This is a genomic window from Acinetobacter sp. FDAARGOS_559 (assembly GCF_003940475.1).
GTDB lineage: Bacteria > Pseudomonadota > Gammaproteobacteria > Pseudomonadales > Moraxellaceae > Acinetobacter > Acinetobacter baumannii.
On sequence record NZ_RKJG01000005.1, the window covers coordinates 2726351 to 2742709 of the forward strand.

Annotated in this window: 18 protein-coding genes; 10 read left to right on the forward strand and 8 right to left on the reverse strand. The window is 36.9% G+C overall.

The genetic code is table 11. The annotated features are described in order from the left end of the window. Positions 1 to 24: 24 nt before the first annotated feature. Positions 25 to 390 carry a hypothetical protein gene (locus EGS71_RS14610; protein ID WP_000738605.1) on the forward strand — a complete coding sequence of 122 codons (366 nt, stop codon included), beginning with the start codon at positions 25 to 27 and terminating at the stop codon, positions 388 to 390. Positions 391 to 597: 207 nt separating this feature from the next. On the opposite strand, the gene istB is transcribed toward EGS71_RS14610, so the two are convergent. Next, positions 598 to 1371, reverse strand: a complete 774-nt coding sequence (gene istB, locus EGS71_RS14615; RefSeq protein WP_001053381.1) for an IS21-like element ISEc57 family helper ATPase IstB — start codon at positions 1369 to 1371, stop codon at positions 598 to 600. Then, positions 1371 to 2396 (reverse strand): IS21-like element ISEc57 family transposase, encoded by a 1026-nt coding sequence (gene istA / locus EGS71_RS14620; protein WP_002009888.1) that lies wholly within the window; start codon positions 2394 to 2396, stop codon positions 1371 to 1373. Before istA ends, istB begins: the two co-directional genes overlap by 1 nt. A 173-nt stretch (positions 2397 to 2569) precedes the next feature. Here istA and EGS71_RS14625 point away from each other — a divergent pair, with 173 nt between their 5' ends. After that, complete coding sequence (locus EGS71_RS14625) at positions 2570 to 2926, forward strand: YMGG-like glycine zipper-containing protein (RefSeq protein ID WP_001034851.1); 357 nt, start codon at positions 2570 to 2572, stop codon at positions 2924 to 2926. A gap of 28 nt (positions 2927 to 2954) precedes the next feature. Here EGS71_RS14625 and EGS71_RS14630 read toward each other — a convergent pair whose 3' ends face one another. Continuing rightward, positions 2955 to 3452 carry a DUF4442 domain-containing protein gene (locus EGS71_RS14630; RefSeq protein ID WP_000996189.1) on the reverse strand — a complete coding sequence of 166 codons (498 nt, stop codon included), beginning with the start codon at positions 3450 to 3452 and terminating at the stop codon, positions 2955 to 2957. 117 nt (positions 3453 to 3569) lie between these two features. Between EGS71_RS14630 and EGS71_RS14635 the strand changes: the two genes are divergently transcribed. The 5 genes from EGS71_RS14635 to htpG all read left to right on the forward strand — a co-directional run bounded on the left by EGS71_RS14635 (position 3570) and on the right by htpG (position 9443). Beyond that, a complete protein-coding gene (locus tag EGS71_RS14635; protein WP_161808439.1) occupies positions 3570 to 4448 on the forward strand; it encodes an alpha/beta fold hydrolase in 879 nt (292 codons plus the stop codon). A 104-nt stretch (positions 4449 to 4552) separates the two neighbouring features. Then, positions 4553 to 5977, forward strand: a complete 1425-nt coding sequence (locus EGS71_RS14640) for a Na+/H+ antiporter family protein (RefSeq protein ID WP_000994938.1) — start codon at positions 4553 to 4555, stop codon at positions 5975 to 5977. A 325-nt stretch (positions 5978 to 6302) separates the two neighbouring features. Then, a complete protein-coding gene (locus EGS71_RS14645) occupies positions 6303 to 6884 on the forward strand; it encodes an OmpW/AlkL family protein (protein WP_000472944.1) in 582 nt (193 codons plus the stop codon). Positions 6885 to 7067: 183 nt separating this feature from the next. Beyond that, on the forward strand, positions 7068 to 7421 hold the full coding sequence (locus EGS71_RS14650) for a lysozyme inhibitor LprI family protein (protein ID WP_001080202.1): 354 nt from the start codon (positions 7068 to 7070) through the stop codon (positions 7419 to 7421). A gap of 102 nt (positions 7422 to 7523) precedes the next feature. After that, entirely contained in the window at positions 7524 to 9443 is a 1920-nt protein-coding gene (gene htpG, locus EGS71_RS14655) for a molecular chaperone HtpG (protein WP_001294942.1), read from the forward strand. Between the two features lie 83 nt (positions 9444 to 9526). Here the strand turns inward: htpG and EGS71_RS14660 are convergent, their stop codons facing one another. The 3 genes from EGS71_RS14660 to EGS71_RS14670 all read right to left on the reverse strand — a co-directional run bounded on the left by EGS71_RS14660 (position 9527) and on the right by EGS71_RS14670 (position 12752). Further along, on the reverse strand, positions 9527 to 10429 hold the full coding sequence (locus EGS71_RS14660; protein WP_002016241.1) for a hypothetical protein: 903 nt from the start codon (positions 10427 to 10429) through the stop codon (positions 9527 to 9529). A gap of 120 nt (positions 10430 to 10549) precedes the next feature. After that, positions 10550 to 11689, reverse strand: a complete 1140-nt coding sequence (locus tag EGS71_RS14665) for a hypothetical protein (protein WP_004735799.1) — start codon at positions 11687 to 11689, stop codon at positions 10550 to 10552. Positions 11690 to 12047: 358 nt separating this feature from the next. Continuing rightward, positions 12048 to 12752: a DsbA family oxidoreductase gene (locus tag EGS71_RS14670; RefSeq protein ID WP_001261851.1), complete on the reverse strand. Its 705-nt coding sequence runs from the start codon at positions 12750 to 12752 to the stop codon at positions 12048 to 12050. A gap of 177 nt (positions 12753 to 12929) precedes the next feature. On the opposite strand from EGS71_RS14670, the gene EGS71_RS14675 reads away from it, so the two are divergent. Further along, positions 12930 to 13688 carry a hypothetical protein gene (locus EGS71_RS14675; RefSeq protein ID WP_001255246.1) on the forward strand — a complete coding sequence of 253 codons (759 nt, stop codon included), beginning with the start codon at positions 12930 to 12932 and terminating at the stop codon, positions 13686 to 13688. Between the two features lie 21 nt (positions 13689 to 13709). Here the strand turns inward: EGS71_RS14675 and EGS71_RS14680 are convergent, their stop codons facing one another. Next, entirely contained in the window at positions 13710 to 14075 is a 366-nt protein-coding gene (locus EGS71_RS14680; RefSeq protein ID WP_001046657.1) for a MerR family transcriptional regulator, read from the reverse strand. Between the two features lie 71 nt (positions 14076 to 14146). Here EGS71_RS14680 and EGS71_RS14685 point away from each other — a divergent pair, with 71 nt between their 5' ends. Then, positions 14147 to 14791: an RBBP9/YdeN family alpha/beta hydrolase gene (locus EGS71_RS14685; protein ID WP_085943463.1), complete on the forward strand. Its 645-nt coding sequence runs from the start codon at positions 14147 to 14149 to the stop codon at positions 14789 to 14791. Between the two features lie 68 nt (positions 14792 to 14859). Here EGS71_RS14685 and EGS71_RS14690 read toward each other — a convergent pair whose 3' ends face one another. Next, positions 14860 to 15576, reverse strand: coding sequence for a hypothetical protein (locus tag EGS71_RS14690; RefSeq protein WP_001009591.1), 717 nt, complete (start codon positions 15574 to 15576; stop codon positions 14860 to 14862). Between the two features lie 275 nt (positions 15577 to 15851). Here EGS71_RS14690 and EGS71_RS14695 point away from each other — a divergent pair, with 275 nt between their 5' ends. Continuing rightward, a complete protein-coding gene (locus tag EGS71_RS14695; protein ID WP_001010124.1) occupies positions 15852 to 16343 on the forward strand; it encodes a hypothetical protein in 492 nt (163 codons plus the stop codon). Positions 16344 to 16359: the final 16 nt, after the last annotated feature.

Here is a 16359-nt window from a genome sequence, read left to right on the forward strand (position 1 = left end):
CAACTGAGTAGAGGAGTAGCTTTAATGAAAAAAATGATGATGATTGCAGGTGTTGGTTTAATGTCAACTACTCTATTTGTAGGTTGCCAAAATGCTAGCCCAGAAAGCAAACGTATTGGTTCGGCAGCTATCGGTGGTGGTGCAGGTGGTGCCGTAGGTAAACATATAGGCGGTAATATTGGTGCAGGTTTAGGAGCAGCGCTTGGTGCTGGTGTTGCCGCTAATGCTAAAGGCTCTAGCAGTAAAACAGTACGTAATAGTGCCATTGGTGCCGGTGTTGGTGCTGTCTTAGGTGGCGCAATCATTGGTGGTGATTCAGGCGCTGCTGCAGGAGGAGCGCTAGGTGGTAGCGCAGGCGCGGCTTATGAAGAGAAAAAAGGGAAATACTAAAATTACCCTTTAAGATATTTAAAAAAGAAGCTCTTATTTAATGAAGAGCTTCTTTTTTTATCTGGTTTTAAAAGATGAAAATTTAACTCATCACTGCACATAAATTGGCTTTACAAAATATCTATTAATTAGGATGTCAACGGCAATTTAAAACTGACCCCTTTTACCTTAAAACAGCAAAGTAAAATTGACCCCTTTGATGATTTATTAAGACTCAATTTGTGGTTGAATTCCTACTCTCTTTTTATCTTTTAGACGATAACTTTCCCCAGATATTTGTACAACATGACAATGATGTAATAAACGATCCAACATTGCTGCTGTCAAAGTAACATCATCTGCGAATGATTTAGACCACTGGCTAAATGGTAAATTACTGGTCAAAATCGTACTGCCTTTTTCATAGCGCTTGGCAATAACATTAAAAAATAAATTTGCTTCTTCACGACCAAATGGTAAATATCCTATTTCATCGATAATCAATAACTTTGGAGCAAGTACAACACGTTGCATGTAGTTTTTTAATTTACCTTGTTGATAAGCTAGGCTAAGTTGCAACATTAAATCAGCTGCAGTAATAAACTTAGTCTTAATATTATTCATAATTGCCTTATAGCCTAAAGCCATTGATAGATGTGTTTTCCCAACACCACTTGCACCAATAAATACAACATTTTCAGCTCTTGGAATAAAGCTTAAATTAAATAGTTCAAGCAACTGCGACTTTGGAGCACCTAAAGCATAATTAAAATCATAAGCCTCCAACGTTTTGATTTGAGTAAGACCTGAAAGTTGTAAAAGAATCTGTTGACTACGTTGCTGCTTGGCTGTGTATTCATGTAATAGCATAGCTTCAACGAAATCTGCATAACTGCCATCCTTTGCTAAGGTTTGTTGTGCATGATGTGACCATTGTGATGCCACTGTTTGTAGACCAAGCTGACGGCAAAGCTGTTCAATACGCTCATACTGTAAATTCATTAAGAAACCTCCAGTAATTCATCATAGATTGATAAGGGGTGTTGAACACTCTCATGAGGTATGAGTGATGATGGGCTAACATCATCAATTACAGATTTTTTAGAACCATCATTAAATAAAGGTAATGAAGAAAAATATTGTTGTTCTTCAAGCAAACGAGTACTTGGTTTTTCTTTAGTTGTTGCATGAATGCGTTGATTTGCTGTTTCACTAAGCCATCGACCAATATAGGCATTTGCCATATCAACATCTAAGCTAAGGTCAACCACCTTTAAACTTGCTTTTAATGGCACGATAAAACTTGATTTCAAATAACTATTAAAGCGTTCTACTTTACCTTTTGTTTGCGCACGATATGGCTTACAAACACGTGGTCGGAAGTTATATTTCTTAGCACAATCAAGTAATTTAGCATTCCAGCGATGTTGACCATCTTGATAAGCATCACGTTCAATCATAATGGCCTTAGCATTATCAAATAATACATCTTTAGGAACACCACCAAAGAACTGAAAAGCACTTTCTAAGCCATCAATCCATGCATCAGAACGTTCATGATCATAAAACTTAACAAAGGTTGCTCTAGAGTATCCCAAAGTTGCAACAAATGCTTTTAATGTGGTGTGATGACGTCGAATTTTTGTGAAATCAACCTGCATTTGTTGACCTGGTTGAGTCTCAAATCGCTTAATCGGCTCTGGTTGTTTAGTTGGCTTTAATGTATTGAGATAATTTTGTAGTGTTCTAATTTTCCCCGTGTAGCCTTTTTGCAAGATTTCTTGATACAACACTGCAGCCGGTATCCATTCTGGATCGGCGGCATTTACACGTTTGATTAAATACGGTTTATAAGGCTCAAGAATACTCACTTTAGATTGTGTTCGTTGATATTTAGGTGTTACTTGAGATCGTAAATATTTACGCACAGTATTTCTAGAAATACCGAGTTCGCGGCTAATTGCCTTAATAGATTGACCTTGTTGATGAAGTATTTGGATTGTCACTGCTTGCTCCAAAGTTAACATGTTGAGCAGTCCAAAAAGACCACTATATTAACCAAGGGGGTCAATTTTCAAATGCTGTTGGGGGGTCATTTTTACATTGCCGCTAACAAGGACAGTGCAATAACACAAACTGATCAAATTCCTCATAAAAGAAGACTATGCTTTGATTAAAGCCCAAAGGAGTGAGTACGGTCATGAATAAAAAAATTGGTTTAATATCTACTGTCATATTATCAACAGTTATGTTCACCGGCTGTCAAAATATGAGTCCGTCTGACCAGCGTATTGGTGCAGCAGCAGCGGGTGGTGCATTGGGTGGCGGTCTTGGTAACCATGTTGGTGGTGGTATCGGTGCAGGTTTAGGTGCTGCGGTAGGTGCAGGTGTGGGTTCTAATACTCAAGGTGGCAGTAAACAAACCACAACCAAGAGTGCGATTGGTGCAGGTATTGGTTCGGTCGTTGGTAAAGCTATCATAGGTGGTGATACAGGTGCTGCAATTGGTGGCGCAATCGGCGGCGGTGCTGGTGCTGCGATTGAAGAAAAGAAATAAAAATAAGTGAAATGAAAAATAAGCGCCTTCAGGCGCTTATTTTATTAGTAGAAGGTTTTGCTTTTTTACGTCGGATATAAAGTGTCTTTTGGACTTCAGCAATTCTCACACCTGATTCATCGAAAATATTTAAATGATATGTTCTAAGAACAGGAGCATAGTTTTCGGCAAGTTCACGAATTTGTTCAATTTCTGCTAAATCAACGCGAATGTCAGCATAAACGGTACTTCGGCCAGGTGATAAAAAATTAATTTCAGCTGCTTTATCCCAAACAATATATTTTGATCCGAGATGATGCATAAGAATCAACATATAAAAGGGGTCAACCATTGAATAAAGGCTTCCGCCAAAGTGAGTGCCTACCAGATTTTGATTTTTCCAAGTAAGTGGCATTTTTACCCGAACATGACAGAGCTCTAAATTCATGACTTCAATATGAATTCCAGCTCCACGGTAAGGTGGGTAATGGTTAAATAAGAATTTGGAAATTGAAGGAATGTTCTGAAGTTTTTTTAAAATAGCCATAATAGTCAATTTTTTTTATTGCAACACTGGTCATACTAGATAAGTATCATCTTTTTTATATTGATGGCAATGCTTTATCCGTTTAACGACATGATCGATTGAAAAACAAAATAGGAAATGATTATGCAGCCAATGATTTATGCCGTAACGACAAGTGATCAACAAACCCTGTGTGCCAAGGCTTGGGGTGATGAGAAAAATATTCCATTAGTGTTAGTGCATGGTTATCCAGATAATCAGGAAGTATGGGAATCGGTCATTGAGCATTTAATCAATGATTTTTATATTGTGACTTATGATGTCCGTGGGGCAGGCTTATCATCTATTCCTAAACGGATACGGGATTACCGTTTAGAACGTTTATCTTTAGATTTGCAGGAAGTCATAGATGAGGTAATCCCAAATCGACAGTTCCATATGGCTGCGCATGATTGGGGTTCAATTCAGTCTTGGGAATCTGCAACAGAACCTAAATTTAAAGGCCGTTTACTCTCTTATACAACAATTTCCGGTCCATGTTTGGATCATGCGGCACTTTTCTTAAGAGAGAAGTTTAAAACATCACCTGCACAGATCCTAAAAATACTCACAAAATCATGGTATATCGGAGCATTCCATTTACCGCTAATTGCTCCAACTGTATGGTCGCTGTTTAGTCCAGAGAAGTGGGGTAAGATCTTAAAAGATTTAGAGCGAAAAGATAATTTGCCATTAAATAGTAATATTTCCTCAGATGGGAAATACGGTATTAACTTATATCGTGCGAATTTTATTCCACGTTTAACTAGCCCTCGTCAGCGTTATGCGCAATGTCCAGTTAAAGCAATTATTTTAAAGTATGACACTTTTGTCAGCCCAGAATATATTACAGAAGCGATGCCAAAATGGGTTGAAAACTTCGAATATGTTGAGCTTGAAGCAAATCATTGGGCGATTTTGAGTCAGGCTGAAAAAGTGGCAGTTCATATTCGCCAGTTTATTAACTTGCAGAGCTAATAAGTGACTGTTTAATATACAAAACTGGTAATTCGGCGATATTTTCGGCTTCATAGAGGTGAATCTGGTAGAATATCGCCTTTTGTTTTGCTCTGAACTTATTCATGAATGCTGTCGTTATTGCGATTGCAGTGATGTTCTTGTTATCACTGGCGCGCGTTTCTGTCGTACTGACTTTAGTGGTTTCTGCCATTGTGGGCGGCCTCGTAGCGGGTTTAAGCCTTTCTCAAACTGTTGAAGCCTTTAACGCTGGTCTTGGTGATGGTGCTGAGGTTGCACTTGCCTATGCAGTGTTAGGGGCATTTGCTCTGGCACTTTCAAAATCTGGATTACCCGATTTACTTGCCCATAAACTGATTGGTTTATTAGGAATGGAAGCGGGGAAAAGCCGAGAAACTAAAGTGAAATATTTACTATTAGGTATTTTACTGATCGCAGCTATTTTCTCTCAGAACCTTATTCCAGTTCATATTGCTTTTATTCCAGTATTGGTTCCGCCTCTATTACGGGTAATGAACCATTTAAAATTAGACCGCCGCGCCGCAGCTTGTGTTCTTACTTTAGGCTTGGTTGGGACATATATTTTCTTACCTGTTGGCTTTGGTGCGATTTTCCTTGAACAGATTTTGATGGGAAATATCAACAAAATTGGCGCTGCTTATGGCTTACATGTAGAACGTGGCATGATGCCTATTGGTATGGCAATTCCAGTTTTGGGAATGGTTCTAGGCACCTTGGTTGCGGTATTTATCAGTTACCGTAAGCCACGGATTTATGCTGACCGTTCGATAAGCCCTGTAACTACAATTGATTTAGATAAACCTCTTCGTGCAACTGCACAAGATGAAACAGCAGACTTAAAAGCAGACGCAGAAGAACTTAAACATGAGGCAGAGCAAGGCCCTGTTATTGCTAAAAAAACAATTTTTATGGCTTTGCTGGCTATTGGACTCACTTTAGTTGCTCAGCTTTATTCCGGCTCAATGATCTTGGGTGGTTTAGTGGGCTTTGCAGTGCTTTCTACGGCAGGCATTTTTAAATGGCAAGATGCAGATGATGTCTTTGTACAAGGCATGAGAATGATGGCTCTAGTCGGTTTTATTATGATCTCTGCTGCTGGTTTTGCTTCAGTTATGACTCATACCGGAGATATTAACCAGTTGGTTAAAGGTGTGGTAGAAATCATTGGTGATAACCGTGCGCTTGCTGCATTTTTAATGCTTTGTATTGGCCTATTTGTCACGATTGGTATAGGTTCATCTTTCTCAAGTGTTCCTGTATTAGCTGTTATTTATGTACCTTTATGTGTCCAGTTCGGTTTCTCACCATTAGCGACAATTGCGCTTATCGGGACAGCTGCTGCTTTAGGTGATGCTGGATCTCCGGCTTCTGATTCTACCTTAGGACCAACAGCAGGTTTAGGTGTAGATGGGCAACATGACCATATTTGGGATACTGTGATACCAACATTTATTCACTTTAATATTCCGCTATTAATTTTTGGTTGGATTGCAGCCATGGTTTTATAATTTTTATAAAATATTAAATAAGACCTCCTTAGTTTTTATCTAGAGATAATAATTAAGGAGGTTTTTTTATGGTATAAACAAAACATGTATTTAGAATAAACTATATTAAAATACTCGGGTTTTAAAGTTTATTAAAAAGGTTGGTTATATAAAACAATTCTGATTAATTAGGTTGGAATAAAAACCAATTAAAATAGTTGGTTAATATATAATTTTATTTAAAACAGTTATTTAAAAATAAATATAAAAATAATTTTATAATGGGTGTTGCATCAATTTAAAATAAATGTTTATTATAAATATAAATAAGGTTGGAGATATTAAAGTGTTTAAAAAAGCATTAGTTATTGCATTAATGGGGGTGTCTTCATTTACTTTTGCTGGTAATTGGCAAGTAAAATTTGGGGGCAGCGTTATTGCTCCATCGGAAGATACAACAACTGCTTTAGGTGTGGTAAAGGCGGACCATGAATATGCATTTACTCCATCAGTAGAATACTTTTTTGGTCAATCTCCATTTTCGGCAGAATTATTATTAGCAACGCCGGTCAATCATGATGTTTTATTAGATGGTCAGAAAGTAGCGCGTATTAAACAATTGCCACCAACAATTACCGCGAAATATCATTTTAAAAACTCGACTCGTTTTACACCGTATATTGGTATCGGGGCAACAGCATTTATTCCTTGGGATGAACAAGGCGTAGCTGACAAAGTAAAAGAAGATTTTGGTGTGGCTGGCCAAATTGGTTTTAATTTCCAACCTGCTGATGCTAAAAATTGGGGAGTATTTGTAGATGTTCGTTATGCAGATATTAGTCCAGAAGTTACTTTAACAAATGGTGCTAAATTTGACTTAGATATTAACCCGTTTGTTTACACTTTAGGTTATAGCTATAAATTCTAAGCATAATAATAAATAGAAAGAATATAATAATAAACCTAGATTCAGGCACCTCACATAGTTTTTATGTGAGGTTTTTTATTTCATGGTTCTCACTAAAAAACGCATAAAATAGACAGTTTTATACATATTTTATCGTTCTTTATTTCTAAACTATTTTTTATACATTTTTAAAGGAATAACATGATGAATAGAAAATTTGCCATGGGGCTAGCACTTTTTAGTGGTTTAGCTTTTACGCATAGTTTGCAAGCTGCTAGTTTCTCTTGCAATGCTGCAAAAACAAAGACTGAACTCAGTATTTGTAAGAACCGGTCTTTAAATGATGCCGATGTCAAAATGGCAACGACATATCAAATTGTTTTACATGCACTACCAATGGGTGGACGTGATAATCAAAAAGATACACAGCAGCAATGGCTGAAAAAAAGAAATGCTTGTGCAGCTAATGTGAGTTGTATTTCTAAGGCATATCAACAAAGACAAAAACAACTAGACACTATTTTACAAGATAGGGTCTTAAGCCATGGACCATTTTAATTAGAGTAAAATTTTTTAATATTCAGGATTGAAAAATTCTAGAAATACTCCATTCATAAAGCATTCGAGAACAAACAGACTTCAAAATTTAAGGAGTGATTTATGAGTGAACAAGCATCACAAAATTATAGTTTCCAAGCGGAAGTAGCACAGCTTTTACATTTAGTGACGCATTCTCTCTATTCGAACCCTGAAATTTTCTTACGTGAACTTATCTCTAATGCATCAGATGCATGTGATAAATTGCGTTTCGAAGGAATTAATCATCCTGAATATTATGAAAATGACCCTAATTTACATGTACGAATCAGCTTAAATAAAGAAGATAAAACTTTAACAATTTCTGATAACGGTATTGGTTTAAGCCAACAAGAAGCCATTGATAACTTGGGTACCATTGCAAAATCAGGTACTAAAGATTTCATGTCAAAATTGACGGGTGACCAGAAAGCGGATGCTCAGTTAATTGGTCAGTTTGGTGTTGGTTTCTACTCAGGTTTTATTGTTGCCGATAAAATTACGGTTGAATCACGCCGCGCAGGTCTAGATGCTTCTGAAGGGGTGCGTTGGATCAGTGGTGGTACAGGTGAGTTTGAAGTTCAGCAAATTGATAAAGCTTCACGCGGTACTGACATTATTCTTCACTTGCGTGATGACGCGCTTGATTATTTAGAGTCTTATAAAGTTAAGCAAATCGTTAATAAATATTCTGACCACATTAGCTTGCCAATTGAAATGCAAAAAGAAGTTTGGCAAGAAGAAGAGGTTGCTGAAGGTGAGGAGCCTAAAGGCGGCCAAATGGTCAAAACAGATGAGTGGGAAGCAATTAACTCGGCAAGTGCCCTATGGACACGTAACAAAAGTGAAGTGACTGAAGAGCAATATGTTGAGTTCTATAAAAACTTAACTCACGATTTTGAAGCTCCGCTTGCATGGGCACATAACCGTGTAGAAGGTAGTACGGAATATACCCAGTTACTTTATATTCCAAGTAAAGCACCTCATGACATTTTTACACGTGAAGCAAAAGCAGGAATTAAGCTGTATGTAAAACGCGTATTTATTATGGATGATGCGGACAATTTAATTCCAAACTATTTACGCTTTGTACAAGGTGTCGTGGACAGCGCTGATTTACCGCTTAATGTCAGCCGTGAGTTATTGCAAGAAAGCCGTGATGTTAAGACAATCCGTGAAGGTAACGCACGCCGTGTACTCACTTTGCTTGATGGCTTAGCTAAATCTGAAGATGAAAAAGACCAAGAAAAATTCAAAACGTTCTACACTGAGTTTGGCTCAGTTCTTAAAGAAGGTTTGGGTGAAGACTTTGGTAACCGCGAACGTATTTTAAAATTATTACGTTATGCAACTTCAACAAATGATGAAGTAACAACTTCTTTTGCGGACTATAAGGCACGCATGAAAGAAGGCCAAAAAGCTATCTATTATGTGACTGCTGAAAGTTTAGCTGCTGCTAAGAACTCTCCACAGTTGGAGTTGTTTAAGAAAAAAGGCATTGAAGTATTATTAATGGCAGAGCGTGTTGACGAGTGGGCAATGAACTTTGTTCACGAGTTTGACGGTACACCATTGAAGAATGTATCTAAAGGTGCAGTTGATTTAGGTGACTTGCAAGATGCTGAAGAGAAAAAGGCACTTGAGCAAGCGGCTGAACAGTTTAAACCTGTTGTTGAGAAATTAAGTGACTCATTGAAGGCTAAAACCAAAGAAGTCCGTGTAACGACTCGTTTGGTAGATTCTCCGGCATGTTTAGTGACTAGTGAAGGGGAATTGTCTCCTCAACTTATTCGTATGCTCAAACAAGCGGGGCAAGCCGTACCTGAAATCAAGCCAATTTTAGAAATTAACCCTGAGCATCCTTTAGTGAAAAAACTTGAAGGTTCAGAACAATTTGATGATTTGGCGAATGTGATTTTTGATCAGGCGGTGATTGCAGAAGGTGGATTACCGGAAGATCCGGCAGCTTATGTGAAGCGCATTAATAGCTTGTTGCTAAAATAATTTTGCAATAGAAAAAGCCTCTGAATTATCAGGGGCTTTTTTGTGGATAAAGAAAGAGTTATCCACAATTTGATGGTTTTTGTCTAAAAATTAGCTTCCAGATTCATTTGGACACTGAGCTGATGCTTGGGGTCATCATCAAGATGGTTAAAGAAATTAAGATCATTTTGCATAAAAATCCAATCTCTCCATATCGGTTGACGCCATGAAATATAAGGTCCCCAACTATTTAGGCGGATATCGTTATTGGCATATACACCACCGCTATAAATACCGTAAGTCAGACGATTATCTTTTACAAATTCAAATTGTTGGAAAGTCCAATTCCCCCAGTTGTAATCTTCCTTTCCACTCTTATTCACATTAAATGTATTGGAAAATAATGTGTTATCTTGCATTTTCTGCGTTAAGTTCAGCGTCGTTTCAGTGTAATTCCGGCTGGTCGAACCATATCGGAAAATTTGCTCAGTATCTAGACTCATGTTATGTCGTAAATTCCATTTTTTCTTGGCAAGAAATTGTACATAAACATCACTTTCCGAGTTTGAGCCTAGATCAAGATCATTTTCAAACGGCATCCAGGTTGAAATGGTATTCCAACTTGCTGTGAGCGGATTATTTTCTGAAACATGAAGAGTTGAAGCTTTCTTCTTGACCTTGCCAAAGGTTTTATAAGGATGTTTGCGTTGGGCTGCGCGACTCCACAACGTATCATTTCCAAATACAGCCATCAGGTCCTGAATAAGTGCAGTATCTGAACTATGACTTGGTTCTACTTCGCATGGTGAATGTAAAAAAGATACAGACTGACTTTTTGTTTTGAGAGTAACCAAAGACGAATACGGGGTTCGCCTTGTAGAGCGTGAGTGTTTCAAAGAAGTGGGCAAAAGCTGTGTATGAGGAATTAAAACCAGCATACCTAAGCTATAAATGCAAAGTAAGGCAGTAGATCTGTATTCAAATGAAAAAGAAGAGAATTGATTCATTTTCTGAAGATCAGGAATCAAAAATTAGCTCGTTATTGTAAGAAGAAAAGCTTAAATTTTTATTTAAAAGTATTTTATTATTCATCACCTTGGATGGGGAATCCAAGGTGATTTTTAAGCTTAGAAAAGGGCTTCTAATCGTAAGAATGTGCTCACATAATGGTTGCGATCTTCACGATGGTCATTAAAGTAATTGAGGTCGCCTTGTACAAAGAACCATTCACGTAAAACAGGCTGACGCCATGATACAAAGGGTCCCCAACTGTTTAAACGTAAATCGTTGTCATTGTAGTAGCCACCTGTATAAATGCCATAGTTAAAACGGTTATTTGCAAAGAAGCTATGTTCTCGGAAAAGACGGTTTTCCCATGTCAAATCATCGTCTTGATCATCGGCATAAGTTAAGCTGAACTGGTTTGATAAGATCGGCTGATTTGGACGAGCATGGGTAAGTTCAAGATTAGTTCTTAAGTAGTTTTCACTATCTATGCCATAACGATAAATTTGTTCTGCATAAAATTTAAAATCATTACGGAGTTGCCAGTCTCTCGATGCTTTTAAACGGACATAAATATCATCGCCAGAACGGATACCTAAGTCAGCGTCTGTTTCAAAAGGTAGCTTTTTCGAGAAATTTGACCAACGTAATGCGATTGAGCTGTTGTCATCTCGAGTTCGTTTACCATCTAACTTTTTATTTGGATCTTGATTTGGGTTTTGATTGATATTGGCTGGGCTATTATTAAATTCGTCATCTAAAGAGTCATCACCAAATACCACACTTAAACGGTTTTCTAGAGTAGGTAATTTAATCTTACCGCGAATTCTGGGCTTGATTTCATAATTATCATATTCATTCCAATAGTTATCGATCATGACCCGAATGGTGGCTGATGCAGGTTTTTGTGGGTCAACTTCACCAAACCAATTATCAATTTTTCCAGATGTACGATCGGCCCAATTACGGATTTTCTTTTGTTTACGGTCAAACCAAGTCTGATCTTCGGTTTGCTCGGTTGGTGGAACAATCGGTTCGTTGGACTGCTCGGGGAAAATCGTTGGGGTTGCATCAATCCATCTTGGAATTTGGTCTAAAAGATTTTCATCTTTGTTTTCTTCGGCTTGTGCTCCAGATGACAAACCGTTTACTTGTTGGGTTGAGGAAGAATTTACTTCTGCATGAGCCATACATACTGAACCAAATCCTAAGGTCAAAAGGGCAAAAAGGTGCCGATATGTAATGATGTGAAATTTTTTCATATCTATCTTTATGTTTTGTTGTTATTGTCACTTTTGTAGATTTTTCTAATAAAATCAAGAGGACGACACAAAACTTAAGTAAATTTAACTTTTCTTACATATTTGAAATTAATTAAAAAGTTTAAGCTATTAGCGATAATTTTTAAGCAAAAAAAATCCCCCAAACTAGGGGGAGTTTTTGATCAAGGAAACTTCAAATTCCGATCATTAAACACATAAAAAACAGAACATTACAGCGCGAATATTCTAAGCCGCAATCATAAACCGATTTTAAACAATTGAATAGTTCTTTTTTTAGAACGCTCTATTGCTAAAATGGTGATAAAACATACGACTCGTTCACACTTTATCGTTAAGCCTATTTATTTTGTGGAATATCGCATGTTTCATCATTACAAACAGCTGCGTCATCTTGCTCGATATTTTCAGCATTTGCCTTGAGCTGTGCTTGTTCTAGTACTTGTAAAAACACCTCACGAGGTTGTGCTCCTGCAAGTGCGATTCTTTGGTCAAATACAAAGAAAGGTACGCCAGTTACATTGAGTTGCTCATGTGCGATTTTTTCATCATGACGAACAAAGTCACCCAACTCATTTGTATCGAGTACATATTCAACTTCGGCATTATCAAGGCCAATACGAGAAGCAATTTCTTCTACAACTTCGCGTTCGCCAATAGCTAAACCTTCAGTCATATAAGCATGGAAAAAGGCTTCTTTTGCTTCGTTTCCTAAACCTTTACTTTGTGCAAGGTGGATAATACGGTGTGCATTAAAGCTATTGCCTGAGTTGGCTTTTTGCCATTGGAAGTCAATACCTTCAGAAGCAGCCATGGCCGCAATGTTGCGTTCCATTTCTTCCATCTCTTCATAGGTACGGCCATATTTTTTAGCTAAACGCTCAGTATTTGAAGTGTCATGTTTTGCGGGAGCATCAGGATCTAGTTCGAAACTATGCCAGTGAATATCAAGCTCGATACCTGCCTCGGCAGCGACATGTTCAAGGCGTTTTTTGCCGATATAGCAGAAAGGGCATACTACATCAGACCAGACATCAACACGCATGGGAGAATCTCATAAATATAATTTACCCATCATAATAGGGATGATGTACACGGATTTAAAGCATTGAATGGAGAATAGAGTGTTGCGTATTGTGAAATAAATGGCATATAAAGAGCTATAAGCTCTATTTTATAACTATAAAGAGCAAAACTATAAGAATGGAAATAGGAGGTGTTTATGCGCCGAGTTTTGATTGCAATTGCAAGTCTGGTTGTTATTACGAGTATTGTTTTTTTTACCTATCAACATATAAAACAGCAGCAAGCCAAAGATAGCAGTCAAATGTTTGATGTGGTAATGACTGAAAAAATGAATCAGCTTTATGATCAGGCCCAAGACTGGACTAAACCTGTACAACTTGATATTCACGATAAACGGCTGGCAGGACACTACAAACAAGTCTCAGAGTTTCTTTTGAGTTATTGGGTCCAAAATGTAAATGCACGTAATGAATATTTAAGAGAATTAAAAGCTGCGAAATGGGATACGTTTTTAAATGTTGACCGTTTAGATCATGATAAAAAACAAAAATATGCTGAAACCGAAAAAATGCTAGCCGATGTTCGCAGAGCTTCAGATAAGTATCAATCCGAATATGAAAAAATTCATAAAACCTTCTTGGCAAAAATTCAGGAACTGTCTGTTGATAAAGAGATGAGACAAATCCTCGAAATAAAATTAGGAGCTCAGCAAAAAGCCGATCAGGACCATGCAATTTTTATGATTGAGCTACAAATTTTAGATAAAGCAGAAGAAATGTTTAAGCTTTTAAAAACTTATCCATGGCAAAAGAAAGATCAGATGATACTTTTCCATGAAAATGCTCAGGTCAAAAAGTTTAATGCACTGTATCAAGACGTTTTAAAACTTAATGCAAAAATTGAAAAAATTAAGAAAAAGAATGTAGCTGCCTTGGAAGGGGAGTTAAAAGAATAGCGACAGGAGGAGCATCACTTTTTAAATATTGGTGCTCTCAGCTTTTCCTTTTGCCAAGAAAGATTGTAATAAACTTTGAGAAGTTTGCAGTTTGTTTAACTGATCGGACACATGCTTAAGTTCTGTTTGCAGTTTTTCTTGAACCACTGGACACAGCGTAAATACCCGTTCATCTAAATCAAAACATGGCAATAAAACATGAATGTCTTTCAGGTTCATACCTGCGTCATTTAATATTTTAATTTTCTTAATATTTTCAATATCTTTTTGCGTATAACTTCGATAATTATTACTCGCTCGATGAGGCTGTATAAGCCCTAAATTTTCATAATACCGCAGCATACGTGGGCTTACTTTTGTGAGCTCGGAAACTTTAGCTAAGTTCATAAAATAGGGTTGACCTTAACAGTGGTGTCATAGTTTAGCATGTTTTTATATTTCAAAATGGTACTTGTTCCATGATTAGAAAACTCATTTTATTGGTGATATTCGGATTAATGTCATTTGTTACAAATGCCAAAACCCTTGAATTTCAGGAGAAGAACATGCGTCAAATATTTGTGCTTCACGGTTACTCAGCTTCTATTAACGATCATTGGTTTTTGGACCTAAAACACCAAATAGAAGATGAAAATACAACTGTTACTTTAATACCATTTCCAGATTCTGAGCATCCGGACGTCGATGCTTGGCAGAAAGTTTTAGATGAGCAGATTCCTGCAGTTAATGAAAATACTTATTTTGTTGCCCACAGTTTAGGGGTAATTACCTTGCTACACTTTTTACAAAGACATGATTATCAAAATATTGGAGGAATGATTTTAGTATCTGGATTCTCTGGTCCAATTTCAGACTCTTCACCTCTTAGTCCTTATATAACAAAGAGTAAAGTCGACACCAACTATTTCCGTGACATAAAGAAAAAGCTGGTTTATTTGTCTGATAATGATGATTTGGTTCCACCACAACTAACGATTCAATTGGCTAAGGATATTGATGCGCCTTATATTACCGTTCCTAATGGTGGGCACTTTTTAGGTCGGGAAGGTTATACGGAATTTCCGCAATTAGTCGATTCTTTAAAAGAAATGTTAGAAAATTGATAAAAATCCCCGCATTGAGCGGGGATTTTTTATCTTTACTGAAATTTGTAATTTTTATTCCTAATCTATTAAGGCTGGTAAATGATACCCATGACTTTCGCAGGTAAAGCAATAATATCGAAAGTTAAGGTAAACGGAAGCAGTGGTAAACTTGCTAGCTTCTCCTTAGTTGATAAGGGTACTTTTCCGCTTTTATCATGAAGATATTGGATTCTAACGTGATATGGCTTGGATAAAGGGGTTATTTTTTTAAGATTGTTTACAGGAGGATAAACAGTTCCTCTAAGATTTAACTCAAATTTATGTAGTTCTAATGTCTTTTCATAGTCACATGGAATTACACCATATTGTTTGAATAAAGCTGATTCTTTCTCGTTCAATTTCCCATTAGGTGGGGTGTAAGAAAATCTAATATGTCCGTAAAAATGGTTACTATTCGAAGCTGGAGCATTAAAATCTAGCTCATTACTTATTTGAATATATTGTGGATTTAATTGACTAATTAATTGAATGAAATCGTTACCGCCTTTACTAATGACATAACTATATTTTTTCCCTGCGATAACAATACTGTCCTCTGGTTCATTTGGGAGAGATACTGATGGTTTACCGAATGCAATTACATCATCTTCTGTTAAAGTGATCCATTCATAGCCTGAGTCGTATTTTGTAAATAGCTCTCGCGTGTTTTCACCAATAATTCGATTACTCACACAACCAGTGAGAAAGAAACTGGCTAGTAAGCAGCTCATAAGACTATTCTGATTTAATATTTTAAAGTTCATTATTTCTGTCGAATTCAATAGATTTATAAAAAGCTGACTATAAACAAAAAATCGTAATATTTAAATCTGGCAATATAATATGACTTAGCCATATTCAGATTAATTTCTAAAATCTTTTATGAATTTCTTTTTAATAAGTTTAAAAATCTAACGTTATTTACCGTTTATCTGAGCATTACTGAATCAAAAATGACTTTGTTGTAGCCTATTTATAGAACATTTTATTTAGTCATCATTTTGAGTTCGCGTAGGGTGACTGATTTTGGGAGCAAGTTATGAACTTTCTAAAACAATCAGCCTTCATTGCTGTATTTGCTTTTATGGGTTTACCAACTGTTCAAGCAGAAGAAGTGGCTACTTTACCTACAATTCGCGTTATGGCCGAATCTGAGCTACGTGAAGAAGTGGGCTTTGTCCCATTTCAAGAAGATAAAAAAGTGCGTCAGGCTCTACAGCATCGTGAGTATAAAACTCATAACGATATACAGAATGCTTTAGTCCCTGAAGGTATGAAGACAGTAGACTATCAACCTGTCATGGCACAGCCAGACTTGTCTCAGCTTTCTCCATTTCTACAAGAGTATATTTTAGCTGTAGCGGGCGGGATTCAGTCTTCTGATCCAACCAATGGTCTTTTTGAAATGTTAAAGCCGCTGAACATTAACCGAAGTAATGTCGATGCTTATCGTGAAGGTACGATGAAAGTAAATTTAGATGATATTTTGAAATTACAGCAGCAAATTCAAGATGGTTTAAAAGGTCGATAAAAAAATCCCCGCACAT

What these genes read in the sequence shown, in the direction of transcription:
- EGS71_RS14695 (WP_001010124.1), top strand. Translation starts at nt 15,852, where the DNA reads ATGAACTTTCTAAAACAATCAGCCTTCATTGCTGTATTTGCTTTTATG.
- EGS71_RS14690 (WP_001009591.1), bottom strand. Translation starts at nt 15,576, where the DNA reads ATGAACTTTAAAATATTAAATCAGAATAGTCTTATGAGCTGCTTACTA.
- EGS71_RS14610 (WP_000738605.1), top strand. Translation starts at nt 25, where the DNA reads ATGAAAAAAATGATGATGATTGCAGGTGTTGGTTTAATGTCAACTACT.
- EGS71_RS14685 (WP_085943463.1), top strand. Translation starts at nt 14,147, where the DNA reads ATGATTAGAAAACTCATTTTATTGGTGATATTCGGATTAATGTCATTT.
- EGS71_RS14680 (WP_001046657.1), bottom strand. Translation starts at nt 14,075, where the DNA reads ATGAACTTAGCTAAAGTTTCCGAGCTCACAAAAGTAAGCCCACGTATG.
- istA (WP_002009888.1), bottom strand. Translation starts at nt 2,396, where the DNA reads ATGTTAACTTTGGAGCAAGCAGTGACAATCCAAATACTTCATCAACAA.
- EGS71_RS14640 (WP_000994938.1), top strand. Translation starts at nt 4,553, where the DNA reads ATGAATGCTGTCGTTATTGCGATTGCAGTGATGTTCTTGTTATCACTG.
- htpG (WP_001294942.1), top strand. Translation starts at nt 7,524, where the DNA reads ATGAGTGAACAAGCATCACAAAATTATAGTTTCCAAGCGGAAGTAGCA.
- istB (WP_001053381.1), bottom strand. Translation starts at nt 1,371, where the DNA reads ATGAATTTACAGTATGAGCGTATTGAACAGCTTTGCCGTCAGCTTGGT.
- EGS71_RS14630 (WP_000996189.1), bottom strand. Translation starts at nt 3,452, where the DNA reads ATGGCTATTTTAAAAAAACTTCAGAACATTCCTTCAATTTCCAAATTC.
- EGS71_RS14670 (WP_001261851.1), bottom strand. Translation starts at nt 12,752, where the DNA reads ATGCGTGTTGATGTCTGGTCTGATGTAGTATGCCCTTTCTGCTATATC.
- EGS71_RS14675 (WP_001255246.1), top strand. Translation starts at nt 12,930, where the DNA reads ATGCGCCGAGTTTTGATTGCAATTGCAAGTCTGGTTGTTATTACGAGT.
- EGS71_RS14635 (WP_161808439.1), top strand. Translation starts at nt 3,570, where the DNA reads ATGATTATGCAGCCAATGATTTATGCCGTAACGACAAGTGATCAACAA.
- EGS71_RS14625 (WP_001034851.1), top strand. Translation starts at nt 2,570, where the DNA reads ATGAATAAAAAAATTGGTTTAATATCTACTGTCATATTATCAACAGTT.
- EGS71_RS14650 (WP_001080202.1), top strand. Translation starts at nt 7,068, where the DNA reads ATGAATAGAAAATTTGCCATGGGGCTAGCACTTTTTAGTGGTTTAGCT.
- EGS71_RS14665 (WP_004735799.1), bottom strand. Translation starts at nt 11,689, where the DNA reads ATGAAAAAATTTCACATCATTACATATCGGCACCTTTTTGCCCTTTTG.
- EGS71_RS14660 (WP_002016241.1), bottom strand. Translation starts at nt 10,429, where the DNA reads ATGAATCAATTCTCTTCTTTTTCATTTGAATACAGATCTACTGCCTTA.